Origin of the sequence: Bacteroides sp. 3_2_5 (assembly GCF_000159855.2) — a bacterium.
GTDB lineage: Bacteria > Bacteroidota > Bacteroidia > Bacteroidales > Bacteroidaceae > Bacteroides > Bacteroides fragilis.
In genome coordinates this window covers 187357-205496 of sequence record NZ_JH636045.1, presented here as the reverse complement: position 1 = coordinate 205496, position 18140 = coordinate 187357, and the positions used below count along the sequence as shown (strand labels likewise).

The 18140-nt window shown below is 41.8% G+C and carries 14 protein-coding genes and 2 pseudogenes; 8 read left to right on the top strand and 8 right to left on the bottom strand.

Annotation, left to right across the window (positions count from 1 at the left end; genetic code table 11):
• Positions 1-108: 108 nt before the first annotated feature.
• The gene (locus BSHG_RS03970; RefSeq protein ID WP_008660936.1) at positions 109-939 is read left to right on the top strand and encodes a helix-turn-helix domain-containing protein; all 831 of its coding nucleotides are present in this window, start codon (positions 109-111) and stop codon (positions 937-939) included.
• A 203-nt stretch (positions 940-1142) separates the two neighbouring features.
• Positions 1143-2641 (top strand): annotated as a pseudogene (locus tag BSHG_RS0220670) (TrkH family potassium uptake protein).
• 644 nt (positions 2642-3285) lie between these two features.
• Here the strand turns inward: BSHG_RS0220670 and BSHG_RS0220660 are convergent.
• Positions 3286-3582: a nitrous oxide-stimulated promoter family protein gene (locus BSHG_RS0220660; RefSeq protein WP_005803030.1), complete on the bottom strand. Its 297-nt coding sequence runs from the start codon at positions 3580-3582 to the stop codon at positions 3286-3288.
• 85 nt (positions 3583-3667) lie between these two features.
• Between BSHG_RS0220660 and BSHG_RS03975 the strand changes: the two genes are divergently transcribed.
• The 4 genes from BSHG_RS03975 (at position 3668) to BSHG_RS03990 (ending at position 10179) form a co-directional block, all read left to right on the top strand.
• Positions 3668-4600 (top strand): DMT family transporter, encoded by a 933-nt coding sequence (locus BSHG_RS03975; RefSeq protein ID WP_008769713.1) that lies wholly within the window; start codon positions 3668-3670, stop codon positions 4598-4600.
• 31 nt (positions 4601-4631) lie between these two features.
• Positions 4632-5846, top strand: a complete 1215-nt coding sequence (locus tag BSHG_RS03980; RefSeq protein ID WP_008660935.1) for a hypothetical protein — start codon at positions 4632-4634, stop codon at positions 5844-5846.
• A 123-nt stretch (positions 5847-5969) separates the two neighbouring features.
• Positions 5970-6530, top strand: a complete 561-nt coding sequence (locus BSHG_RS03985; RefSeq protein WP_005788879.1) for a condensin complex protein MksE — start codon at positions 5970-5972, stop codon at positions 6528-6530.
• Positions 6514-10179, top strand: coding sequence for an ATP-binding protein (locus tag BSHG_RS03990; RefSeq protein ID WP_008660930.1), 3666 nt, complete (start codon positions 6514-6516; stop codon positions 10177-10179). The genes BSHG_RS03985 and BSHG_RS03990 overlap by 17 nt, the downstream gene beginning before the upstream one ends.
• Before the next feature lie 5 nt (positions 10180-10184).
• On the opposite strand, the gene BSHG_RS03995 is transcribed toward BSHG_RS03990, so the two are convergent.
• Both BSHG_RS03995 and rlmF read right to left on the bottom strand, forming a co-directional pair.
• Positions 10185-10658, bottom strand: coding sequence for a hypothetical protein (locus BSHG_RS03995; protein ID WP_008660927.1), 474 nt, complete (start codon positions 10656-10658; stop codon positions 10185-10187).
• A 279-nt stretch (positions 10659-10937) separates the two neighbouring features.
• Complete coding sequence (rlmF, locus tag BSHG_RS04000; protein ID WP_005798651.1) at positions 10938-11855, bottom strand: 23S rRNA (adenine(1618)-N(6))-methyltransferase RlmF; 918 nt, start codon at positions 11853-11855, stop codon at positions 10938-10940.
• Between the two features lie 90 nt (positions 11856-11945).
• Here rlmF and BSHG_RS04005 point away from each other — a divergent pair, with 90 nt between their 5' ends.
• Positions 11946-12224 carry a DUF1294 domain-containing protein gene (locus tag BSHG_RS04005; RefSeq protein ID WP_080596603.1) on the top strand — a complete coding sequence of 93 codons (279 nt, stop codon included), beginning with the start codon at positions 11946-11948 and terminating at the stop codon, positions 12222-12224.
• Here the strand turns inward: BSHG_RS04005 and BSHG_RS04010 are convergent.
• Both BSHG_RS04010 and BSHG_RS04015 read right to left on the bottom strand, forming a co-directional pair.
• On the bottom strand, positions 12211-14439 hold the full coding sequence (locus BSHG_RS04010) for a restriction endonuclease-like protein (protein WP_005788867.1): 2229 nt from the start codon (positions 14437-14439) through the stop codon (positions 12211-12213). The two genes, BSHG_RS04005 and BSHG_RS04010, sit on opposite strands and share 14 nt — an antisense overlap.
• Before the next feature lie 16 nt (positions 14440-14455).
• Positions 14456-16408 (bottom strand): MrcB family domain-containing protein, encoded by a 1953-nt coding sequence (locus BSHG_RS04015; protein ID WP_005788865.1) that lies wholly within the window; start codon positions 16406-16408, stop codon positions 14456-14458.
• 165 nt (positions 16409-16573) lie between these two features.
• Here BSHG_RS04015 and BSHG_RS04020 point away from each other — a divergent pair, with 165 nt between their 5' ends.
• A complete protein-coding gene (locus BSHG_RS04020; RefSeq protein ID WP_005788863.1) occupies positions 16574-16966 on the top strand; it encodes a (deoxy)nucleoside triphosphate pyrophosphohydrolase in 393 nt (130 codons plus the stop codon).
• A gap of 10 nt (positions 16967-16976) precedes the next feature.
• On the opposite strand, the gene BSHG_RS22480 is transcribed toward BSHG_RS04020, so the two are convergent.
• From BSHG_RS22480 to BSHG_RS04025, 3 genes and pseudogenes are all read right to left on the bottom strand, one after another.
• A complete protein-coding gene (locus BSHG_RS22480) occupies positions 16977-17249 on the bottom strand; it encodes a DUF2867 domain-containing protein (RefSeq protein WP_121955731.1) in 273 nt (90 codons plus the stop codon).
• Between the two features lie 167 nt (positions 17250-17416).
• Positions 17417-17521: pseudogene (locus tag BSHG_RS23790) on the bottom strand (alpha/beta hydrolase); the annotation flags it as partial.
• Positions 17522-17546: 25 nt separating this feature from the next.
• Positions 17547-18140, bottom strand: coding sequence for a type 1 glutamine amidotransferase family protein (locus tag BSHG_RS04025; protein WP_005788859.1), 594 nt, complete (start codon positions 18138-18140; stop codon positions 17547-17549).

The window sequence follows — 18140 nt, the reverse complement described above, 5'->3', positions numbered from 1 at the left end:
GCATACTATTTCGTCCGATATCATGCGAGGTTCGTTCAAATAGTAACCAAAAGCAGGTCGTTATTCCGGTAGAATCGCTTATCTTTGCTCAGGTCTATTATATGTAATATGTGTAATCTGTCTGATGAGTCGAAGCAGTTTGAGATGACGCCTCCGAGCAGCAATCTTTCGTCACTTTTTCCTACAGGGAGAGCCGTGCGCAATCCTCTTGGTAAGGTTTATTTCGTGGTTATATTAAAAGGGAAGGCCATGGTACGGATAGATGGCAAAAGCATGCTGTTGCCCGAACGGACTTTCTTGTTTCTTCCGCCGGGGCATCTACTCCTCCGGCTTTCGTGTACGCAGGATTTTCTTTTTCAGTATCTTTCATTCAGTTTCGACTTTCTGTCCGATTTTCCCCTGTTGTTGAAGGCAGACATATCGAATCAGGTTACTAATGCACCTTGTCTGCCAATGTCCCCGGAGGATTTCAGTTTGATAAAGATGTATTATCATTTCATTTATCATCGTTATTTGGATGCCGAATGTCCGTCAGAAGTTATCAAAGGGATGCTGTTCTCTTTGGTACTGGAAGTGTGCCGGATGTATTCGGGTAGAAATATTTCGGTAGAGATGTCCCGGCAAGATAAATTGGTAGATGGTTTCTTCAGTCTGTTGCATAAATATTGCACACAAGAACGGATGGCAGCCTTTTATGCGAGCCGGTTGTGTATATCGGATAAATACCTGATGAGGAGTATAAAGAAACAAACCGGGCAAACGTTTCACTATTGGATGGCGGATTTTATACTGAGAGAAGCCAAACTGATGCTGAGATCGACGGATTTGAGTGTCACAGAGATAGCGGATAAACTTAGTTTTCCGAACTCTTCTTCTTTCGCGCGTTTTTTCCGTAAATATACAGGCTTCTCGCCTGTTCAGTTCAGAAATGAAGCATAAACTTTTTATGCAGGGATAACCGGTTTTCCTGAAGATGCACCTTTTCGTTTTGAAAAGCTGATCCTATCAAAATGGTAGGGTGATGATCACTGTTCGATACTTGAATGGAAAATCTATTTGTCTGGTAACTATTTACTTGTACTTTTTCTTTCCGTTTTGGCACGATATTGGCTATATGCCTTTCGCAAAAAAAATCGTGTGTTATGGAAGAATACCTGTCGACGGACATATACGTTAGTAAACGGAATAACAGTCTGATAAACGGCAAAATGATAGGGCGCGTACTTGGGGTCTTACTTTTTATAGAGGCGGGAATGTTTGTACTCTGCTCCGGCATATCCGTGGTTTATGGTGAAAGCGATTACAAGTATTTCCTTTATACGGTGGGTATCAACCTCCTGTCCGGTGCGTTACTGATGTTTTATGGACGTGGTGCGGAAAATCGGTTGAGCCGGCGTGACGGTTACTGCATTGTGACACTTTCGTGGGTGTTTTTCACACTTTTCGGTATGTTGCCTTTTTATTTGAGCGGAAGTATTGACTCGTTGACTAATGCTTTCTTCGAGACCATGTCGGGATTTACTACTACGGGAGCTACGATTCTTGATGATATCGAATCGCTTTCGCATGGTATGCTTTTCTGGCGCAGCCTGACACAATGGATTGGCGGGCTGGGGATTGTTTTTTTCACAATTGCCGTATTGCCCGTTTTCACCAGTGGGGGAGTACAGCTTTTTTCCGCCGAGTCTACGGGAGTAATCCACGACCGTACCCATCCTAAGATTAATGTGATGGCCAAATGGCTATGGACAGTCTACCTGATATTGACACTGGCAGAAACCATTTTGCTGATGCTGGGAGGTATGAGCCTTTTTGATGCTGTTTGCCAGTCATTTGCTACGACGGCCACCGGTGGATATTCTACCAAGCAGGCCAGTATTTCGTATTGGAATTCACCGTTTATCGAATATGTGGTCGCTATATTCATGCTTCTTTCGGGAGTCAACTTTGCATTATTCCTGATGTGCCTTCGCGGTAAAGTCAGTCGTCTTTTGAGGGACGAAGAATTACGTTGGTTCCTCGGTTCTGTTGCTATCCTGACTTTTCTGATCACTTTCGCACTGGTCTTTCAAAATCATTATGACTGGGAGACGGCTTTCCGTAAGTCGCTGTTTCAGGTGGCTACGGCACATACTTCTTGCGGATTTGCCACAGACGACTATAATCTTTGGCCTGCCTTTACGTGGTTGTTGTTGCTGATTGCCATGCTCTCGGGAGGATGTACCGGTTCTACCAGCGGTGGTATCAAGAACATGCGTTTGCTGATTATTGCCCGCTCTATCCGGAATGAATTCAAGCATTTATTGCATCCCAATGCCGTTTGCCGGTAAGGGTCAATAAGCAGAGCGTTTCACCTTCGATTGTGTCTACTGTGGGTATGTTTTTTGCTTTTTATCTTATCATCGTCATTCTTGGTTGGGTAGTTCTCCTGTTCTTGGGTGTCGGCTTTTCCGAGTCCATCGGTACGGTGATCTCCAGTATCGGTAATGTGGGACCGGGATTGGGATCTTGTGGCCCAGCCTATTCGTGGAATGGATTACCCGACGCTGCCAAGTGGGTACTTTCATTTCTGATGCTGATAGGACGGTTGGAGCTCTTTAGTGTACTTTTGCTTTTCTATCCCGGATTCTGGAAAAGTTGATGATAAGGGGGAACGGGAAAACATCCGCAGCGATAAAATGTCATTTTGTATATTCTATCACTTACCGGCAGCCCTGTTTTGTCCCGGTGGCGAATGGATTTGAAAAAAACGATTACAGGCGATTAGGGACGGAGCGTGGTGACGCCGATCTTGCGGCATTCCGGCTTTTATGCTTTGTATACGCCCGGTCTGCTTTCGGATCGAAAGTGTACGGCCTGGAACCGAACTTTTTGTCAGTTCGGATCGCTTCGCTTCAAGGGTCCTGATAATTCGGAAATGGCCGGATCAATCTCCCTTTTTTACCCTTTCAGCGTTGCTTGGAAGAGGATGCACCGTTGTTTTGAAAGGGATGCACCGTTGTTTTGAAAGGAATGCACCGTTACTTTCCTTCCAATGCAGGCTCTGATGGTTGGAGTCACTGCATATATTTCCTTTTTATTGCATCTTTATAAGATAATGAAGCTGCATTTTTGCATATTCTTCCACTCTTCTCTGTCTTGACTTTCTATCAGTGCTTTTTTGTTTCTATAGGCTGTTAGCAGAAAGGAAGGATTAGTTGCTTTTTTGATAGGATATATATGGAATTACTTTCAAAACGTATTTTTCTGTTTGATGGATTTAATCGTTTTCAGAGCCGACCATGTCTATCCCAACAAATGCTTGATTGCCTCCCAAGGAGCGTAAATCAGCATCCGGGGACCGGAAAAGCGCATCACCCGTCTCATCTGTTCCCGCATGGCGGGTTTGTAGCAGTGTATGCTGCACTGCTTGCATGCTTTCTTTTTCTCCCCGAAGGGACAGTGGTCCAGGCGGGCGTGTGCATAGTGCAACAACTCTTCGCACCGGGGGCAAAGCGTGACATTCTTTTCTTTTTTACGGCAGTAAAGGCGGATCATCAACTCTACTACTCTCTTTTCCTGATCAATACGGTTTTTGCTCAATTTTAATCTCTGTTAGAATTGACGCAAAAGTAACCAAGATCTCTAAAAAACCGTATCTTTGCACCCCGAAAAAATGAATATAATAATGAATATTAATAGTAAGGCTAAAGGATTTGTGTGCGGGGCTGTGGCTGCCGCCACTTATGGCATGAATCCGTTGTTTACACTGCCGCTTTATAAAGAGGGAATGTCAGTGGACTCTGTCTTGTTCTACCGCTACGGGTTTGCCGTGCTCATTCTAGGCATTCTGATGAAAGTACAAGGACAATCGTTCGCTCTGAAAAAGAACGAGGTTCTGCCGCTGATTGTAGGCGGACTGCTCTTTTCTGCTTCCTCATTGTTGTTGTTTCTGAGTTATAAGCACATGGATGCCGGCATTGCTTCCACCATTCTGTTTGTCTATCCGGTGATGGTGGCGCTTATCATGTTCTTGTTTTTCCACGAGAAAGTATCGTTACTGACTGTGTTCTGTATTCTGTTGGCCCTTTCCGGCATCGGACTGCTTTACAAAGGAGAAGGGGGTGAGACGCTAAGTCTGGTAGGGATGTTGCTGGTCATTCTTTCTTCGCTGTCTTATGCGGTCTATATAGTCGGTGTCAATCATTCCACCCTGAAGTTGATGTCAACGGCCAAGTTGACCTTTTATGCCCTGCTGTTCGGTCTTTCCATTTATATAGTCCGTTTGAATTTTTGTTCGGACTTGCAAGCTGTGCCTTCACTTCCTGCCTGGGGTAATATTCTGGCAATGGCTTTCCTGCCTACCGTGATTTCACTGGTATGTACCGCTGTGTCCATTCACACCATTGGCTCCACGTCGACCGCTATCTTGGGAGCACTCGAACCGGTGACGGCTCTCTTCTTTGGTGTCATGATTTTTGGTGAGCGGCTGACGCCCAGGCTGATGCTGGGTATTCTGATGATTCTGGTGGCCGTTACGTTTATTGTTGTGGGAAAGCCGTTGATGACTTTTCTCAAAGAAGAAGTGGCCGGAGGAATGAAGAGAAAACTGACAAGATAAGGAACCCCGAAAAAGTTTATAGCCGTTATACATGACTACATTTCACTCTATTGACGAGTTGCTGAAAATGATGAGCCGTGAACAACTTTTGTTGAAACAGATGTTCGGCAAACGGAAACAGCAATCCTTCCGGCGGGAGTATGCACTGGAACTGACTGAATACAAACTGCAACGTATACAGAGCCTGATCGACCACGGAGTGCTTCGTGAGAATGGTTCGTTTCTCGAAATGGAGGATATCTACTTGCACTTTTTCGAGCAGGTGCTCGAGGTAAACGAGGAGATCAATACTTCGTTTGTTAACGAGCATATCAGCTATCTCAAAGATACCATCTCTTATTATCAGCAAGAAAACCATGAGAAAAGGAAGACCACTTACCTGCGTACCATTAAGCGTATATTGCGTAACATTGCCTTGACTACCTTGCGTAATGTCATCGACCTGAAGCGCAACATCGACAGCACATTCAAGAATGAACCGAACTATCAGATCAAGAAAAAGAAACTGGTCCGCCTGGATGAAAAACGGCGGGATATCGAGGCACTGATACGAGTGAGTGAAGAACTCCTTGTCACCGAAGAAGACCGTTTCTTTCGCCGGGTTCCGGATGATGAACTGGTTTTGGTGGTGGCTAACGTACGGATACAACTCAATGAATGTTTCCATAACCTGATCGAGATACAGAAGCAAATCATCAGCTACCTGAACCGGATAGAGTATCAGAATAAGATACGGGTCAAAATCCGTCAGCTGAAATATCTCAAAGATCAGTTCGAACTGGAAGAACGGACCGATATCTGCCGGGTGCTGATGCAGAAAGACAGTGTCTGGTTTGAGCCTGCACCGGCATATCCGTTGCGTCTCTCTGTCGAATATCTCCGTAACGACGATGAAGTGTTAGAGAGTATCCGTAAGGTGATAGCCACAGTCGGCAAGCGAGCCATACTGGCCCGTAATGTGGCCGACAGCATCGCTGAGGAGTCACTTGAGACCCATATATCCGAAGAGGCTTACATCAACCTGGAAGAAGTGAAGAAGCGGTTTATGCAGGCTGATGGGGACTTGTTTTCGTTTGTTACCGCTTACCCTTTCACACAAGAGGTGTCTTTTGATGAAAGAATCACATTCTATTGCCAGATCGTATCCCAGTTTTACGAAGAACTCCGCATCACCGACGAGTATGGCAGGATGGATGGTGTGGAATATGCGTTGATTTATCCGGAAAGGACGGGAGAAATAGTTTAGGAATAAATAAGATTCACCACCGGGTAATACCGATTCTTACAGATACTTTGGTCTGAATTCTCAATGGAATTCTGTGAGAATCCGTGTAATCTGTGGTGAAATGAATTTAAAACCATTACAGTAATGATTAAACAAACTGCTGAGATATTTGAAATATTGAGTAAAGGAGGATTTATCTCTTCCGATAGTACCAATCCCAACATCCGGCAACTTTATACGGTGATTGAAGACAACCAGTCGGAGTTGTACGACTTCTTTGCCGCCATCAACTTCGTGCTCGAAAGCGGAAACGAATACTATTATTTTTCCCGTCGCGAGAATAAAGTCGACTTGGAACGTAAGTTGGAGATTGCTGTCCGTTGGATTGATGTACTCGACTTTATCAAGACTTATGACGCGGCCTTTTCATCCGGATTCCGTTTTCAGCCGGCTGATATGGTTGTGAAAGTGGGAACCGACTTAGAGTTGAAAGAGAAGCTTACCGGCCTGAAAAAGCTTACCGGACGGGAAAAGCATGAAGAGATGATTGACAAAATAGTAAACGACCTGAAACGTGACGGCTTTATTGAACTGGAAAACGAGATTACTTCCACTTATAAGGTAGTGGCGGCTTTCGGCTATCTGGAAGAATTGGTCGCTTGCATTAACATACCAGAAGAGATACAGAATGAGATACCTGAATAAGATTATTTTTATCAATAGTGCCCGTATCCAATATGCCGAAATACAGATAGACGGCAATGTTCACTTTATCGGTACACAGGGAGTGGGGAAAAGTACGGCGTTGCGTGCATTACTCTTCTTTTACAATGCCGATAAGACAAAGCTGGGCATTTCAAAAGAGAAAAAGAGTTTTGATGAATACTATTTTCCGTACGTCAATTCATACATTATTTATGAAGTGGTGGTGGATGATGCTTCGTATTGCGTATTGGCTTTCCGTTCGCAGGGAAGGGTCTGCTTCCGCTTTCTGGGCACGGGCTATAAGAAAGAATATTTCATTTCACCCGAGGGAAAAGCATACGAAGAGTGGGATCAGATACGTGATGCGCTTGGCAGTTTTGTCTATAAGAGCCGTCGTATAGAGACGTATGAGGAGTATCGAGACATTATTTTCGGTAATGGCCGGGGGCTTCCTCCGGAGTTTCGGAAGTTTGCTATTACCGAAAGTCGGCAGTACCAGAATATACCTCGGACGATTCAGAATGTTTTTCTGAACTCAAAACTTGATGCAGAGTTTATCAAGCAAACCATTATCATGTCTCTGAACGAAGAAGATGTGCGTATCGATCTGGGGCAGTATGCCCATCATCTGCGCCGGTTCGATGAAGAAGTGACCGACATCAGTAAGTGGTTCCGGAAAAATAAGAACGGTGAGGTAACTGTCCGCAGGCAAGCCGACCGGGTGATTGAACTTTATCGGGAAATGCATTATCTGGAGCAACAGGCCCGTACATTGGCCGGAGAATTGAATTACGCTTTTCGGACAGCGCGGGAAGTACTCCCTTCTCTGCAAAAACAGAAAGAAGAGCTGTTGAAAGAAGTGGCAAAGGAGAAACGCCAGTTGGAAGAACTTTCCGGGAAATTTCAGAGTGAGCGTGACCGATTGTTGGGAGTGGTCAAAGTGCAGAACGAAAATCTGAAAACAGCACGGGAGCGAAAAGAACGGTACGAATCGCAGGATATTCATCATGTACGGGAACGGGTGAATGCGGAGTCCGAAGCTGTGCTTCACAAGCAAATGCTGGAAGAGCAGCTGACCATGCTGACTGCACGCTTTGACGACATCAACAGCCAGTATAAACTGCTGAAAGAACAGGCGGCCAGTGCCTTTGAGCGTTTCCGTAACGGGAAAAACGCCGAGTTGAATACCCTCCATCTGCGTGCCATCGAGCGTAAGGAAGCCATACGTAAGGAGTTCGATAAAATATTGAAAGAGGTAAGGGAACAGGAAGTTGGGAAACTGACCCTTCTGCGTGAGCAGACAGAAAAGAAAAAGGAAGGCATCTATCAGTTGAAAATGGAACGGGAGAAGTGTTTGCACCGGACTCTTTATGAAGAGGAGTTGCAAGCCTGCCGGACGGAGCGTGCCGCACTGGAAAAGGAGAACCATGAGCATAGGCTGAAGCAGAAAGAAGCTGAACAACAGATGGAGCTGGTGCGCCGCCGGTGGGAATTGGATCAGACTGCCTGTGAGCAGCAGTTCACTGCCCGCCAAAAGGATATCGAACAGCAGATTACACTTGCTAAAGAGAGGGTAGCGGAGATAGACCGTTTGCTCGACAACCGTCAGGGTTCATTCTACGAATGGCTGAGTCAGAACTGTCAGGGGTGGGAAGATACCATTGGCAAGGTCGTGGACGAGAAACAGGTTTTGTTCAGCAAGGAACTGAAGCCTCAGTCTGTTCCGGATGCCGGTCAAGATTCTTTCTATGGCATTAAACTCGACCTCTCGGCTATCCGTAAGGAGGTGAAAAGTGTACAAGAGTATGCGGCGGATCAGGAAATAGCCGGTAAGGAAGTATCAGAGTGGCAACAGCAGCTTGAGAAGTTGGGAGAGGAAAAAGAAAAGGAACTGGCCTTGATTCGGAAAAGACATCAGGCCACGCTTAGTACCTGTAAGGAGGATGTGGCTCAATCCACTTATTGTATGGAGCAGAACGATAAGCGTATCCGGCTCCTGAAAGCGGATGAAATCAGGTGGGAACAGAAGGCAGGGGAGGAGAAGCGTGTCCTGCTGGAACAATTGGATAAACAGTTGGCCGAGGCTACCCGTAGCCTGCAGGGGACAGTGGCGGAATTGGAACAGTTCAATCATCTGCTCGAAACTCGTGTACGTCAAAAGGAGAAGGAACGTAACCAGAGAATGCAAGAAGAGGATGCCCTGATCCGTAACAAACAAGAAGAAATTCACCTGTCCATTGCTTCCGAAAAGCAGAAAACCGATGAACTGCTGGCAACCATGGACAAAGACTTGCTGCACGAACTCTCCGGGAAAGGAGTGGATACGGAGCGTATCACTGCTTTGCGTAATGAAGTGGCCAGTACGGAACAGGAGCTGGTGTTTATTGACCAACATCGTCGCCTGGTCTACGATTACGAGAAGGACAAGAGAGAATTCTTTGACCGGATGGACGAATTCAGAAACGAAAAGCAGTTGGCCGAGAAAGAACTGGAAGGCGAGAAAGAAAAGTTCCGTTTGAAAGAGGAAGAATTGAATCTGAAAGTAACGGGACTGAACAAGCAGCTGGCTGAGACAAACACCCGCCTGAAACATTTGGACGAGGATATTCGGGAGACGGAGAACTTCAAAACGCTCAATATCTGTCCGCCTGTGTTACAAACGGGGGTGGAAACAGAGAATGCCAAGCGCTGTAAGAAGGTGATTGAGGAACTGACTCAAAACCATTACCGGCAGATTGAACAGGAAAAAGACTTCAGGGAGGCCGTCGGTCGGTTTTCCGGTAATTTCTCCGAGCAGAATACGTTCAATTTCCGTACGCGGCTTACGAAGCGGGAAGAGTTTATGACTTTTGCCGCCGATCTGAAAGAATTTATTGATAATGATAAGATTATTGATTTTGAACGTCGTTCAAACGAGGCATACACCGACTTGATTCATCGGATTGGAAAAGAAACGACGGACATGCTTTCAAAAGAGGGACTGATTCGTAAGACCATCAGCGATATCAACAGTGACTTTGTGGAACGCAACTTTGCCGGAGTTATCAAGAGTATAGCCTTGCAGATTGTGCCGAGCGGTAATCGTATCATGCAACATTTTGTCACGATCAAAGAGTTCTGCGACCGGAGTCAGCCGGGTGGCCCGGGCATGTTCAGCCTGTTCGGACAAGAGGATTTTGTAGAACGGAATCGGCAGGCGGTAAGTTTATTGCAGTCATTGGTGAAAGAACTGGCATTGAATAAAGAAAAAGAACTTACCCTTTCCGATACCTTCGAACTCCAGTTCCGTATTGTGGAGAACGACAACGATAGCGGATGGGTGGAGAAACTGGCAAACGTGGGTTCCGACGGAACGGATATCCTGGTGAAGGCCATGATTAATATCATGTTACTAAATGTGTTTAAGGAGAAAGCATCGCATCAGTTCAACGACTTTAAGCTGCACTGTATGATGGATGAAATCGGAAAACTTCACCCTAATAATATTAAGGGGATTCTGGACTTTGCCAATAACCGGAATATTATCCTGGTGAATAGTTCGCCTACCTCTTATCGGGCAAGCGATTATAAATATACTTATATTCTGAACAAGGATAAGCGGAACATCACAAGTGTGACACGGCTGATAAAGCAGGAAGTGAGGGAATAATTCCCTCACTCACATCTGCAAAAGTCATTGGCTCCGCAGCTACAGCGCGGTAGTAATTGCTCTCTCAGATCGTCCCGGTATAGTTCGTACATTTTTCTTTGTATATCTGCTTTCAGGCGTATCAGGCGATCCCACAGTTCCGCTTCGCTTGGTGCCGCTGTGGAGAACAAGTCTTCAAAGGGAAGATGATACCAGTGTTTTACCTCCTTCCGGAAGAGATTGCGTATATCATCGGCCGTACCGGAAAGTACGATGATATGGTCCCAGTTTTCGTTGGTGTATTCACGGATGGAGTGGGGAGGTTGTGTGTTCGGTTCGATACCTGTTTCCTTTATTAGTTTCAGGACCAACGGATGAATCTCTGCTGCGGGCATTGTCCCTGCAGAATATACTTTCATGCCTTTTCCGAACGAAGAAAGAAGTGCTTGTGCGATTCGGCTGCGGCAGCTATCGGCGTTACTGATGATTAATAGGTTCATAATGGTGTATTGTTTTCCTGTTAACAATGTTAATTCTGAATATATGGTTTTGATGGTTTATAAATAAAGAATTAGTTTTCTACAGTCAAAGAACAAATCTTTTGTTTATAGAAAACAAGTTTTAATACTATGTTAAAACATGCTTTCCGGAACTTGCTTGTTTGCTTTGATAAACAGCTCAATGTCAATGATATCTTTAGATGGCAGTCGCTCTCTTGTGAAGATCGTCTCCCTAAAGGATTTGAGTCGATACTTGCTGATTTGATAACCCTATCTTTCTCAAAATCTCCATGCCAGGATCCGGCTGGTTTTAGTACCTTGGTGCATCTCAATGATTCTATGTTCGGCTATATCGGTCGATTTCAGCTTGGCGGTCAGTTTACCCAGGTTCTTTTCTTTTGATACCAGACTGGTGAACCATCCGCAATTTTTCCGGTAGTTGCGACTTTCTTCGATCATAGTCAGCAGAAATCGAAGTTCACCGCCCTCACACCAGAGTTCGTTGGCATTGCCTCCGAAGTTGAGCCGGGCTTTGGTTACTTTCTTACCTTTCAGGCTACTGAGTTTGCGTAGCGTACCGTCTTCTGCTTCTTCTTTGGAACTGTGGAAGGGAGGATTACAGAGAGTTACGTCGAAATATTCATTCGGAGCAATGATTCCTTCAAATATTTTCCGGCTATCCCGTTGTAGCCGAAGTTCTATTTTGTGAGCCAATGCCGGATTACAAGTTACGATCTTTCGTGCATTGTCAATGGAAACCGGATCGATATCGGAACCGACGAAAGTCCATCCATATTCCGTTTGACCGATAATGGGGTAGATGCAGTTGGCACCTACACCGATATCCAGGCACCTGTATTGACGGGTATTTGGGACAGCTGTTTTCAACCCTGTCGATTCATCGGATATATCCGGCTGAATCAAATCTGCTATGTAATGGATATAATCAGCTCTCCCGGGAATGGGTGGGCACAGATAATTCTTGGGAATATCCCAGTATCGTATGCCGTAGTAACTTATCAAGAGGGCTTTGTTGAGTGCCTTTACTGCCCGGGGATTAAAGAAATCGATGCTTGTTGTTCCATAAGCGTTCAGTACGATGAACTTTTTTAACGGTGGGTATTCCTCCGTCAGTCTTGAAAAATCGTACTGTCCGTTATGCCTGTTCCTTTTATGTAATTCGTTTCTCTCTGCCATGTGGCAAAGATACGGAGAATCTTCCGGCCGGCAAATCTGGCCTGATTAAAAATATGTATCTTTGCAGGAGAATTGCAAAAAGGCTGACTGTTGAAGTTACTTATTTTATATTTAGTAGTTGTGAATATCGTTGCTTTCGTTATGTATGGTATTGATAAACGGCATGCATCCCGGAAACGATGGCGTACTCCTGAAGTCCGTCTGCAGGGAATAGCCGTAGTAGGTTCGTTAGGTGCACGGGTGGGGATGTATATCTTTCGGCATAAGACATGGTATTTTAAATTCAAGTATGGAATACCGGTGATTGAGGGATTGCAAGTAGGTATAGCGGTATATTATTGGTATTTAACGATATCTATTCAGTTATAAGATTTATCACTTCCGTTATTGAATTATATTCTTTAAAGAAACATTTATAATCAATCCTCGAATGCCGAATAGGAATTAATCGTTTTGCACCAGTTAAATAAGAGGGAGAAGTAAGTTTCATGTAAATTCTGAAGTCAGAAAGATCCACATTTTCTTTTGGTTCTATTCCTGGAATGTCGTTCCTATGTCTAACTGATGCATATTCAATGCGATAGACATCCCTGATTTTTCCTTCAATTACCGGAATAAAGTAATCATATTTCTGGAAATTTAAATGTTCGTATACACCTCCCATTTTGATTTTGCCAAAATAATAATGAATCACTTTACTACGTTCATTAAAATCTTTGAAATAGGAGCGGCTTTTTGCAATGGGAACTAATAATACACTTCCAGGTTGATTGAAAGTTAGCATTGTTTCTTTGTGAGTAAAAGTTTGTTCTAAAATCTGATAGGTTGGACATTCCCAAATCAATCTTTTAAGAAAACCTCTAAGCAGCTCTTTGCTTTCATTATCCTGTGGACGTAGGGGGAAAGCGCCGATGTTAACTTTTCCAATAGATTTATAGAAATTCATCTCTTCGACAGCGCTGTCTTCACCATTTCCGGGAAATAAGATATAACCACCAATAACCTCTTTCTTTAGCTGTTTAGTATCTTGATCTATGTAGTATATTGCATCTCGATAGCGGTGCATTTGATTGATAGCATCGTCAGGTGGAGTGTCTACATTATCTTGAGTATCTCCTATTCTGTATTTTGCGTCAAATAAATAGGTTAGTTTTATACCTTGTTTGATATCGCGTCTTGTTAGTTGTAAGATAATGTCTGGCTGTTGTGAGACAGTATATGAAGTTGTACACGGAATTATTGTGGATAGTTGTTCTTCTCCAACGTAACTTTTAGGATTATAGCAAATTTTTGCCAGCTCAATGTTGTGTTTAGAGAAGATGACCTTAGATAATTTTCCTTTTCCCAACTGGGTAATAAATTTTTTTTCTGGTCGTTTAGAATAATTTGTTTCGACTTCGTTTCCTAATAATTCTTTAATAATATTCTTGAGTTCGATGAAGCACCATATTTCGTATAATTTAGCTATATCTTTTAGCTCTAGACTATTAGCGCCTTCTTTTAGATCATATCCACAACTAAGTATGATCCAATCATGATAAATTTCCGAATATCCAGTGGCTTGTTTTAATATCAAAGATTCTTGTGTGAATCCTCGAAATTCACCTACTGTTCTGAAGAATGGGTGGTGAACCAATCGTTGTAATTCCTCCTGTTGCTGATTCAGATTGATAATATATTTCTCTGTCAATTGCTTGTAACTATTAATAATTCTGCATTTTAAATCTGAGAATTTTTCGGCAATGAAGATAATACAGTACTTCAAAAAACGATTCTCCATTGTATCTACGCAGGCAATAGGGTGCTCGGTACGGTATAAATGCGCTGGATTTTTACGATGTTCTGTTAATTGTATTTCCAATTGTGGAGTTAATCGTTTTAGTTTGTCAGCCCGAAGATAGGTCTCTTTTTGTACTAGCCGGTTACGGGGACAGTCCACAATGGTTTTTACAGCTTGTATAAAATTTGTTTGAATGTCTTTAAATAGATTCCACCAGATAATATCTGGTGTTTCTCCTACTACATCTACATCAAAAGTGTGGTATGTTTTTCGCAGAAAGTCAATAGAAAGCATTCGATATTCTTTCTCAATATCGTCTACAATCTTCTTTAAGTCTTTATGATAATCTAATTTTATTGAAAGTACATCGTAACCAAGTTTTGAATGCCTTATTTCTCCATTTTTCAGTTTATAATCAATATTAAATTCTGCTCTACCGATATCGTTTCCATAGTTAAGATGTCCAAAGAGTATCTGATTTTCTTGATTGAACATAAAATTATCTTGAATGTTTCTCAAAGGAGTATTGATCCAAGCATCTTCTATATCTATTCTTTTAAAATTGATCCAGAATTGATAATCTGTATTTTCAAAAAAGATAGAAGGGTGCCTTTTACCTTCTATTAATTGCTCTCCATTAATTTGAGTGAATGCATTTTTATCCCACGTATAAATAGAATAAAGAGTTTCATCATTCTGCTTTACACGCATGCAAGTTTGCGCCTTCTTAAATATTTTATCATAAGAAGGACAATAGACCATTAATTTATAGTCTGGATGGTTCAGTGTGAGCAGCGCCTCCATAATTTTTCGTTAGTGATTAGTTCCAAAAGTCGCAATAATAGGCCGTTTCCAATTTCTTTTTCATTCTTCGAATTTTATCAAGAGAGATTGATTTTTCTGAATTAATACCACTTGTTTCAATTCTCTTTTGTATAATGGTATATAAGTCATCTAATACTGTACCTACTTTGTTTTTGTCTCCTTCGATACGACTCAGTATTTTCATACAGGTTATTTCGTCGAGTGCACGAGTGATACACTGTTCCTGAGTCTCTTTACCTTGATATGGTAAATTAGCTAACACATAGATAAGAAATTCATTGCGTGTGCGATAGGCAATTTTGAATGGACTATCTTCTAACTTCTCATTAACTTGTTGTAGATATTTGATAATAGATTTACATATTTCTGGGTTTTGTTCATAAACATCATATCCCTCAACTACTTCAGGTAAAAGTGCTTTAGCCGTGATAGGAGTAATATTATCTTGTGCTTTGCTGAGACCACTATTTAAATCTACATGATTCATCTCAATGGTCATTGCACGGTCCAGTACCTTACGACTAAAACTATAAGTTGTTTCATCCATGTTCACAGTTCCCATTACAATCAGATTCTGAGGAATAGAAATACCTGTATTTTTGAATTGTTCTTTTAATTCTTCAATTCGGGCAGCTATTGTAGAGTTATTCCAACCTTCATTATTCCAAAATTCATGAAATAATTCTTTAAGTATTTGATCAGAAACAAGTGTTTTCTGATCTGCTTTATCCCAAGTTGTCAATGGAGGTACTATCGGGTCTGTAACTATTTTATTATTTCTCAATTTTCGGCTCTCGACAACACTAAGGTACTCTGCAAAATATTGTTCTACGGGTGCTAGGTTCATTTCATCCAAGCAAAGGAAGAATGGGATTCCTTCGTAGAACCAAGCTTTAGCTATAAATTTCAGAAAATCAGTTACTATATACTCCGGATTTCCGGAAACCCGAGTTACATATCCTAACAATTCTGTAGAGTCGTGCCAGTTTGGATGTACAGATATCATTTCGTAATTATATGGCTTTTGAACTTTTTCTGGGTTTTCTCCACCAGTGGCATAAGCTAATTGTCGGACTATACGTGATTTTCCTGTACCAGAAATGCCAGCTAACAGTATGAATGGTTTCGATTTAATAGCAGTGACAAATTGTCTTAGATTAGCTGGTATAGACTGATAATCTATGTTAATACTGGGACTTTGCATTTTATTAGTATTAGTTGATATTTCTGTATATGAAGCCATTAAATTCTTATAATTTTCGATGATTTCAAATAAATCTTTATTGATTGTAGAAGGATTTAAGTTGTTAATATCATAATCCTTAAATACATATGAATTTCCATATCGTTTAGGTTTTATTCCTTTCCGTTTAAAAAAATCAAAAATTGTTTCAGGACTAGTATTAAACTTCCACTCTATATTGGGTGGAGTGGTTTCACTTACACCATACGCTAAAAACAGTGTATTATATTCTTTGTAATATAAGTATACAGGGTATATACCATGTTGAGTCTTTTGTCCATCGTACAAGAAAGAAATCCATGGAGTCTTTGAAGGGCCACCTATACCAAAACTAACACTAATATTCAGTCCCAAAAACTCTTTGGGATAGTCTTTATATTTTTGACTTTTTGTCTTAGTTTGTTCAAGGAATTTAGTTAGTGTCTCATAAAAGTTAGGATTTTTCTCTTTATGAACTATAGTAAATCCTAATTCTTTCAATCTATTAAAACATGGTGTCTTTTCTCCTCCTTCAAAATCATTTCTGGTTATTTGTTTTCCAGTAGAATGTTGATAAGCATATTCCATCACTAGTTTAGGTGGATATCTCTTACCTTTGTATAAAATATCATAAGTAGAAGAGTGCGCATTTTTAGGGATGCCATTTTTCTTGATTTCTAGTAAAGCTTGTACTACAGCTTCTTTGGTGATTTTTTCAAAATCCATAATGATCATATTGTTACCATACAAATTTACGTAAAATTTTTTGTAGCAACAAATGTGTCTTACAAAAATGTACTGTGCATTATAAATATATCTTTATTTCTTTCTTTCCCGCATTCTTTTATTACTTTTGCCTCTATTATTTTTAATCCCAATATCATAGTCATTATGAAAAGTATAGAAGTTGTAGCAGCCGTTATTCGATTAGGTGAGAAATATCTTTGTGTACAACGGGGGCAAACTAAATTTTCATATACTTCTTTCAGATATGAATTTCCGGGTGGAAAAGTGGAGGAAGGTGAATCTTTGCAGGAGGCGCTTCAAAGGGAAATCATGGAGGAAATGGATTACGTTATTGAAGTGGGAGAGAAACTTTTGACCGTCCATCATACCTATCCCGATTTTGAGATCACGATGCATGCTTTTCTTTGCCATCCTGTCGGGCAAAGATATGTATTGAAAGAACATATTGCTGCACAATGGCTTTCTACACGAGAGATGGCAATATTGGACTGGGCGGAAGCGGATAAACCGATAGTAAGAAAGATTTCGGAGCAATAAAAAAGTCTGTTTAATTACGTAATTCCGGGATGCTTTTCTTTTTAGGAAGATGCACGTTTACCTCTTTTTCTACTCTATCCTTACACCAAAGGGATACGTAAAAAGTCAGGTGCTTATCGGACATGCCAAAGATTATTTCATGTTGACTTTTTTCACACTTTATATCCGTGACTCGTCTGTTTGTATCGAGTCCGAAGGGTTTAATCAAACTATTTCTTACTATTAGAAGCAGGATAATCCAAGAGGGAAGTTGGTTAAAAGCTATATCTGCGAACTCGTCAATGGAGATGACGTTCTTGTTATGCGACTCTTTTGAAAAAGAGTCGCATAATAATCTGCCGGAAGATAATTCTCGATTAGGCTGTCCGGATTAGTTTTTGGTTGCTTCATTGACCTGATCTCTTATGATTACGGGTTTCATTGTCATCACATGTCACATCATTGTTAGGGGATCGTAAAGAGAATATTTTCTTCTCCTCTTTTCCAGTTAGACATACGGGTTTCCATGAAATTTCCTTCTATAGCCAAAAGAGAATCATCGGATAATTTATGTTGTCCCATATGCTTGATGAATATGTAGTTATCTCACAAGTCCATTTTTACTGAAATCATAAAATGCCTCTATCTTTTCTTGTGTATCGGCTTTCAATGCTAATAGCAACTCACGGGTGAATTCCAGATAACCGGTACCATTTGCCGTAACTATGTTCTTATCGCCGACAGCCTGCTTTTCCAAGTAACCATCCTCGTTGGTATATCGCTCTCCACCCCACTGTTTAAGTACGGCAAGAGTGTTTCCCGTATGTTTGACATGATTCAGGAAGCCATGGGCACATAAAAATGAAGCAGCGTTACAGATACCACCAATCACTTTCCCTTTTTCGAAAGCATCCTGTACAATGGGAAATATACGTTCTGCTTCAGGAGATTGCCATTGCATACCTCCTATCAAAACCAAGCCGGCATAATCAGAGGGCATAGTATCAAAACTGTAGTCCGGCAGAGTACGGAAACCACCCAAGGAACGGACTGCCTCCAAAGTGGGGGCTACTGTTTTGACTACATACTTGATTTCACTACCCGGCATCAGTCCGGAATGGAGAGAAGCTGCCAGAAAGGCACTTTCCCAATCGGCATATTCATTGAGAATGATAAATAACACTTCTTGTTTCAT

What these genes read in the sequence shown, in the direction of transcription:
- BSHG_RS03970 (WP_008660936.1), top strand. Translation starts at nt 109, where the DNA reads ATGTGTAATCTGTCTGATGAGTCGAAGCAGTTTGAGATGACGCCTCCG.
- BSHG_RS03975 (WP_008769713.1), top strand. Translation starts at nt 3,668, where the DNA reads ATGAATATTAATAGTAAGGCTAAAGGATTTGTGTGCGGGGCTGTGGCT.
- BSHG_RS03980 (WP_008660935.1), top strand. Translation starts at nt 4,632, where the DNA reads ATGACTACATTTCACTCTATTGACGAGTTGCTGAAAATGATGAGCCGT.
- BSHG_RS03985 (WP_005788879.1), top strand. Translation starts at nt 5,970, where the DNA reads ATGATTAAACAAACTGCTGAGATATTTGAAATATTGAGTAAAGGAGGA.
- BSHG_RS03990 (WP_008660930.1), top strand. Translation starts at nt 6,514, where the DNA reads ATGAGATACCTGAATAAGATTATTTTTATCAATAGTGCCCGTATCCAA.
- BSHG_RS03995 (WP_008660927.1), bottom strand. Translation starts at nt 10,658, where the DNA reads ATGAACCTATTAATCATCAGTAACGCCGATAGCTGCCGCAGCCGAATC.
- rlmF (WP_005798651.1), bottom strand. Translation starts at nt 11,855, where the DNA reads ATGGCAGAGAGAAACGAATTACATAAAAGGAACAGGCATAACGGACAG.
- BSHG_RS04010 (WP_005788867.1), bottom strand. Translation starts at nt 14,439, where the DNA reads ATGGAGGCGCTGCTCACACTGAACCATCCAGACTATAAATTAATGGTC.
- BSHG_RS04015 (WP_005788865.1), bottom strand. Translation starts at nt 16,408, where the DNA reads ATGGATTTTGAAAAAATCACCAAAGAAGCTGTAGTACAAGCTTTACTA.
- BSHG_RS04020 (WP_005788863.1), top strand. Translation starts at nt 16,574, where the DNA reads ATGAAAAGTATAGAAGTTGTAGCAGCCGTTATTCGATTAGGTGAGAAA.
- BSHG_RS04025 (WP_005788859.1), bottom strand. Translation starts at nt 18,140, where the DNA reads ATGAAACAAGAAGTGTTATTTATCATTCTCAATGAATATGCCGATTGG.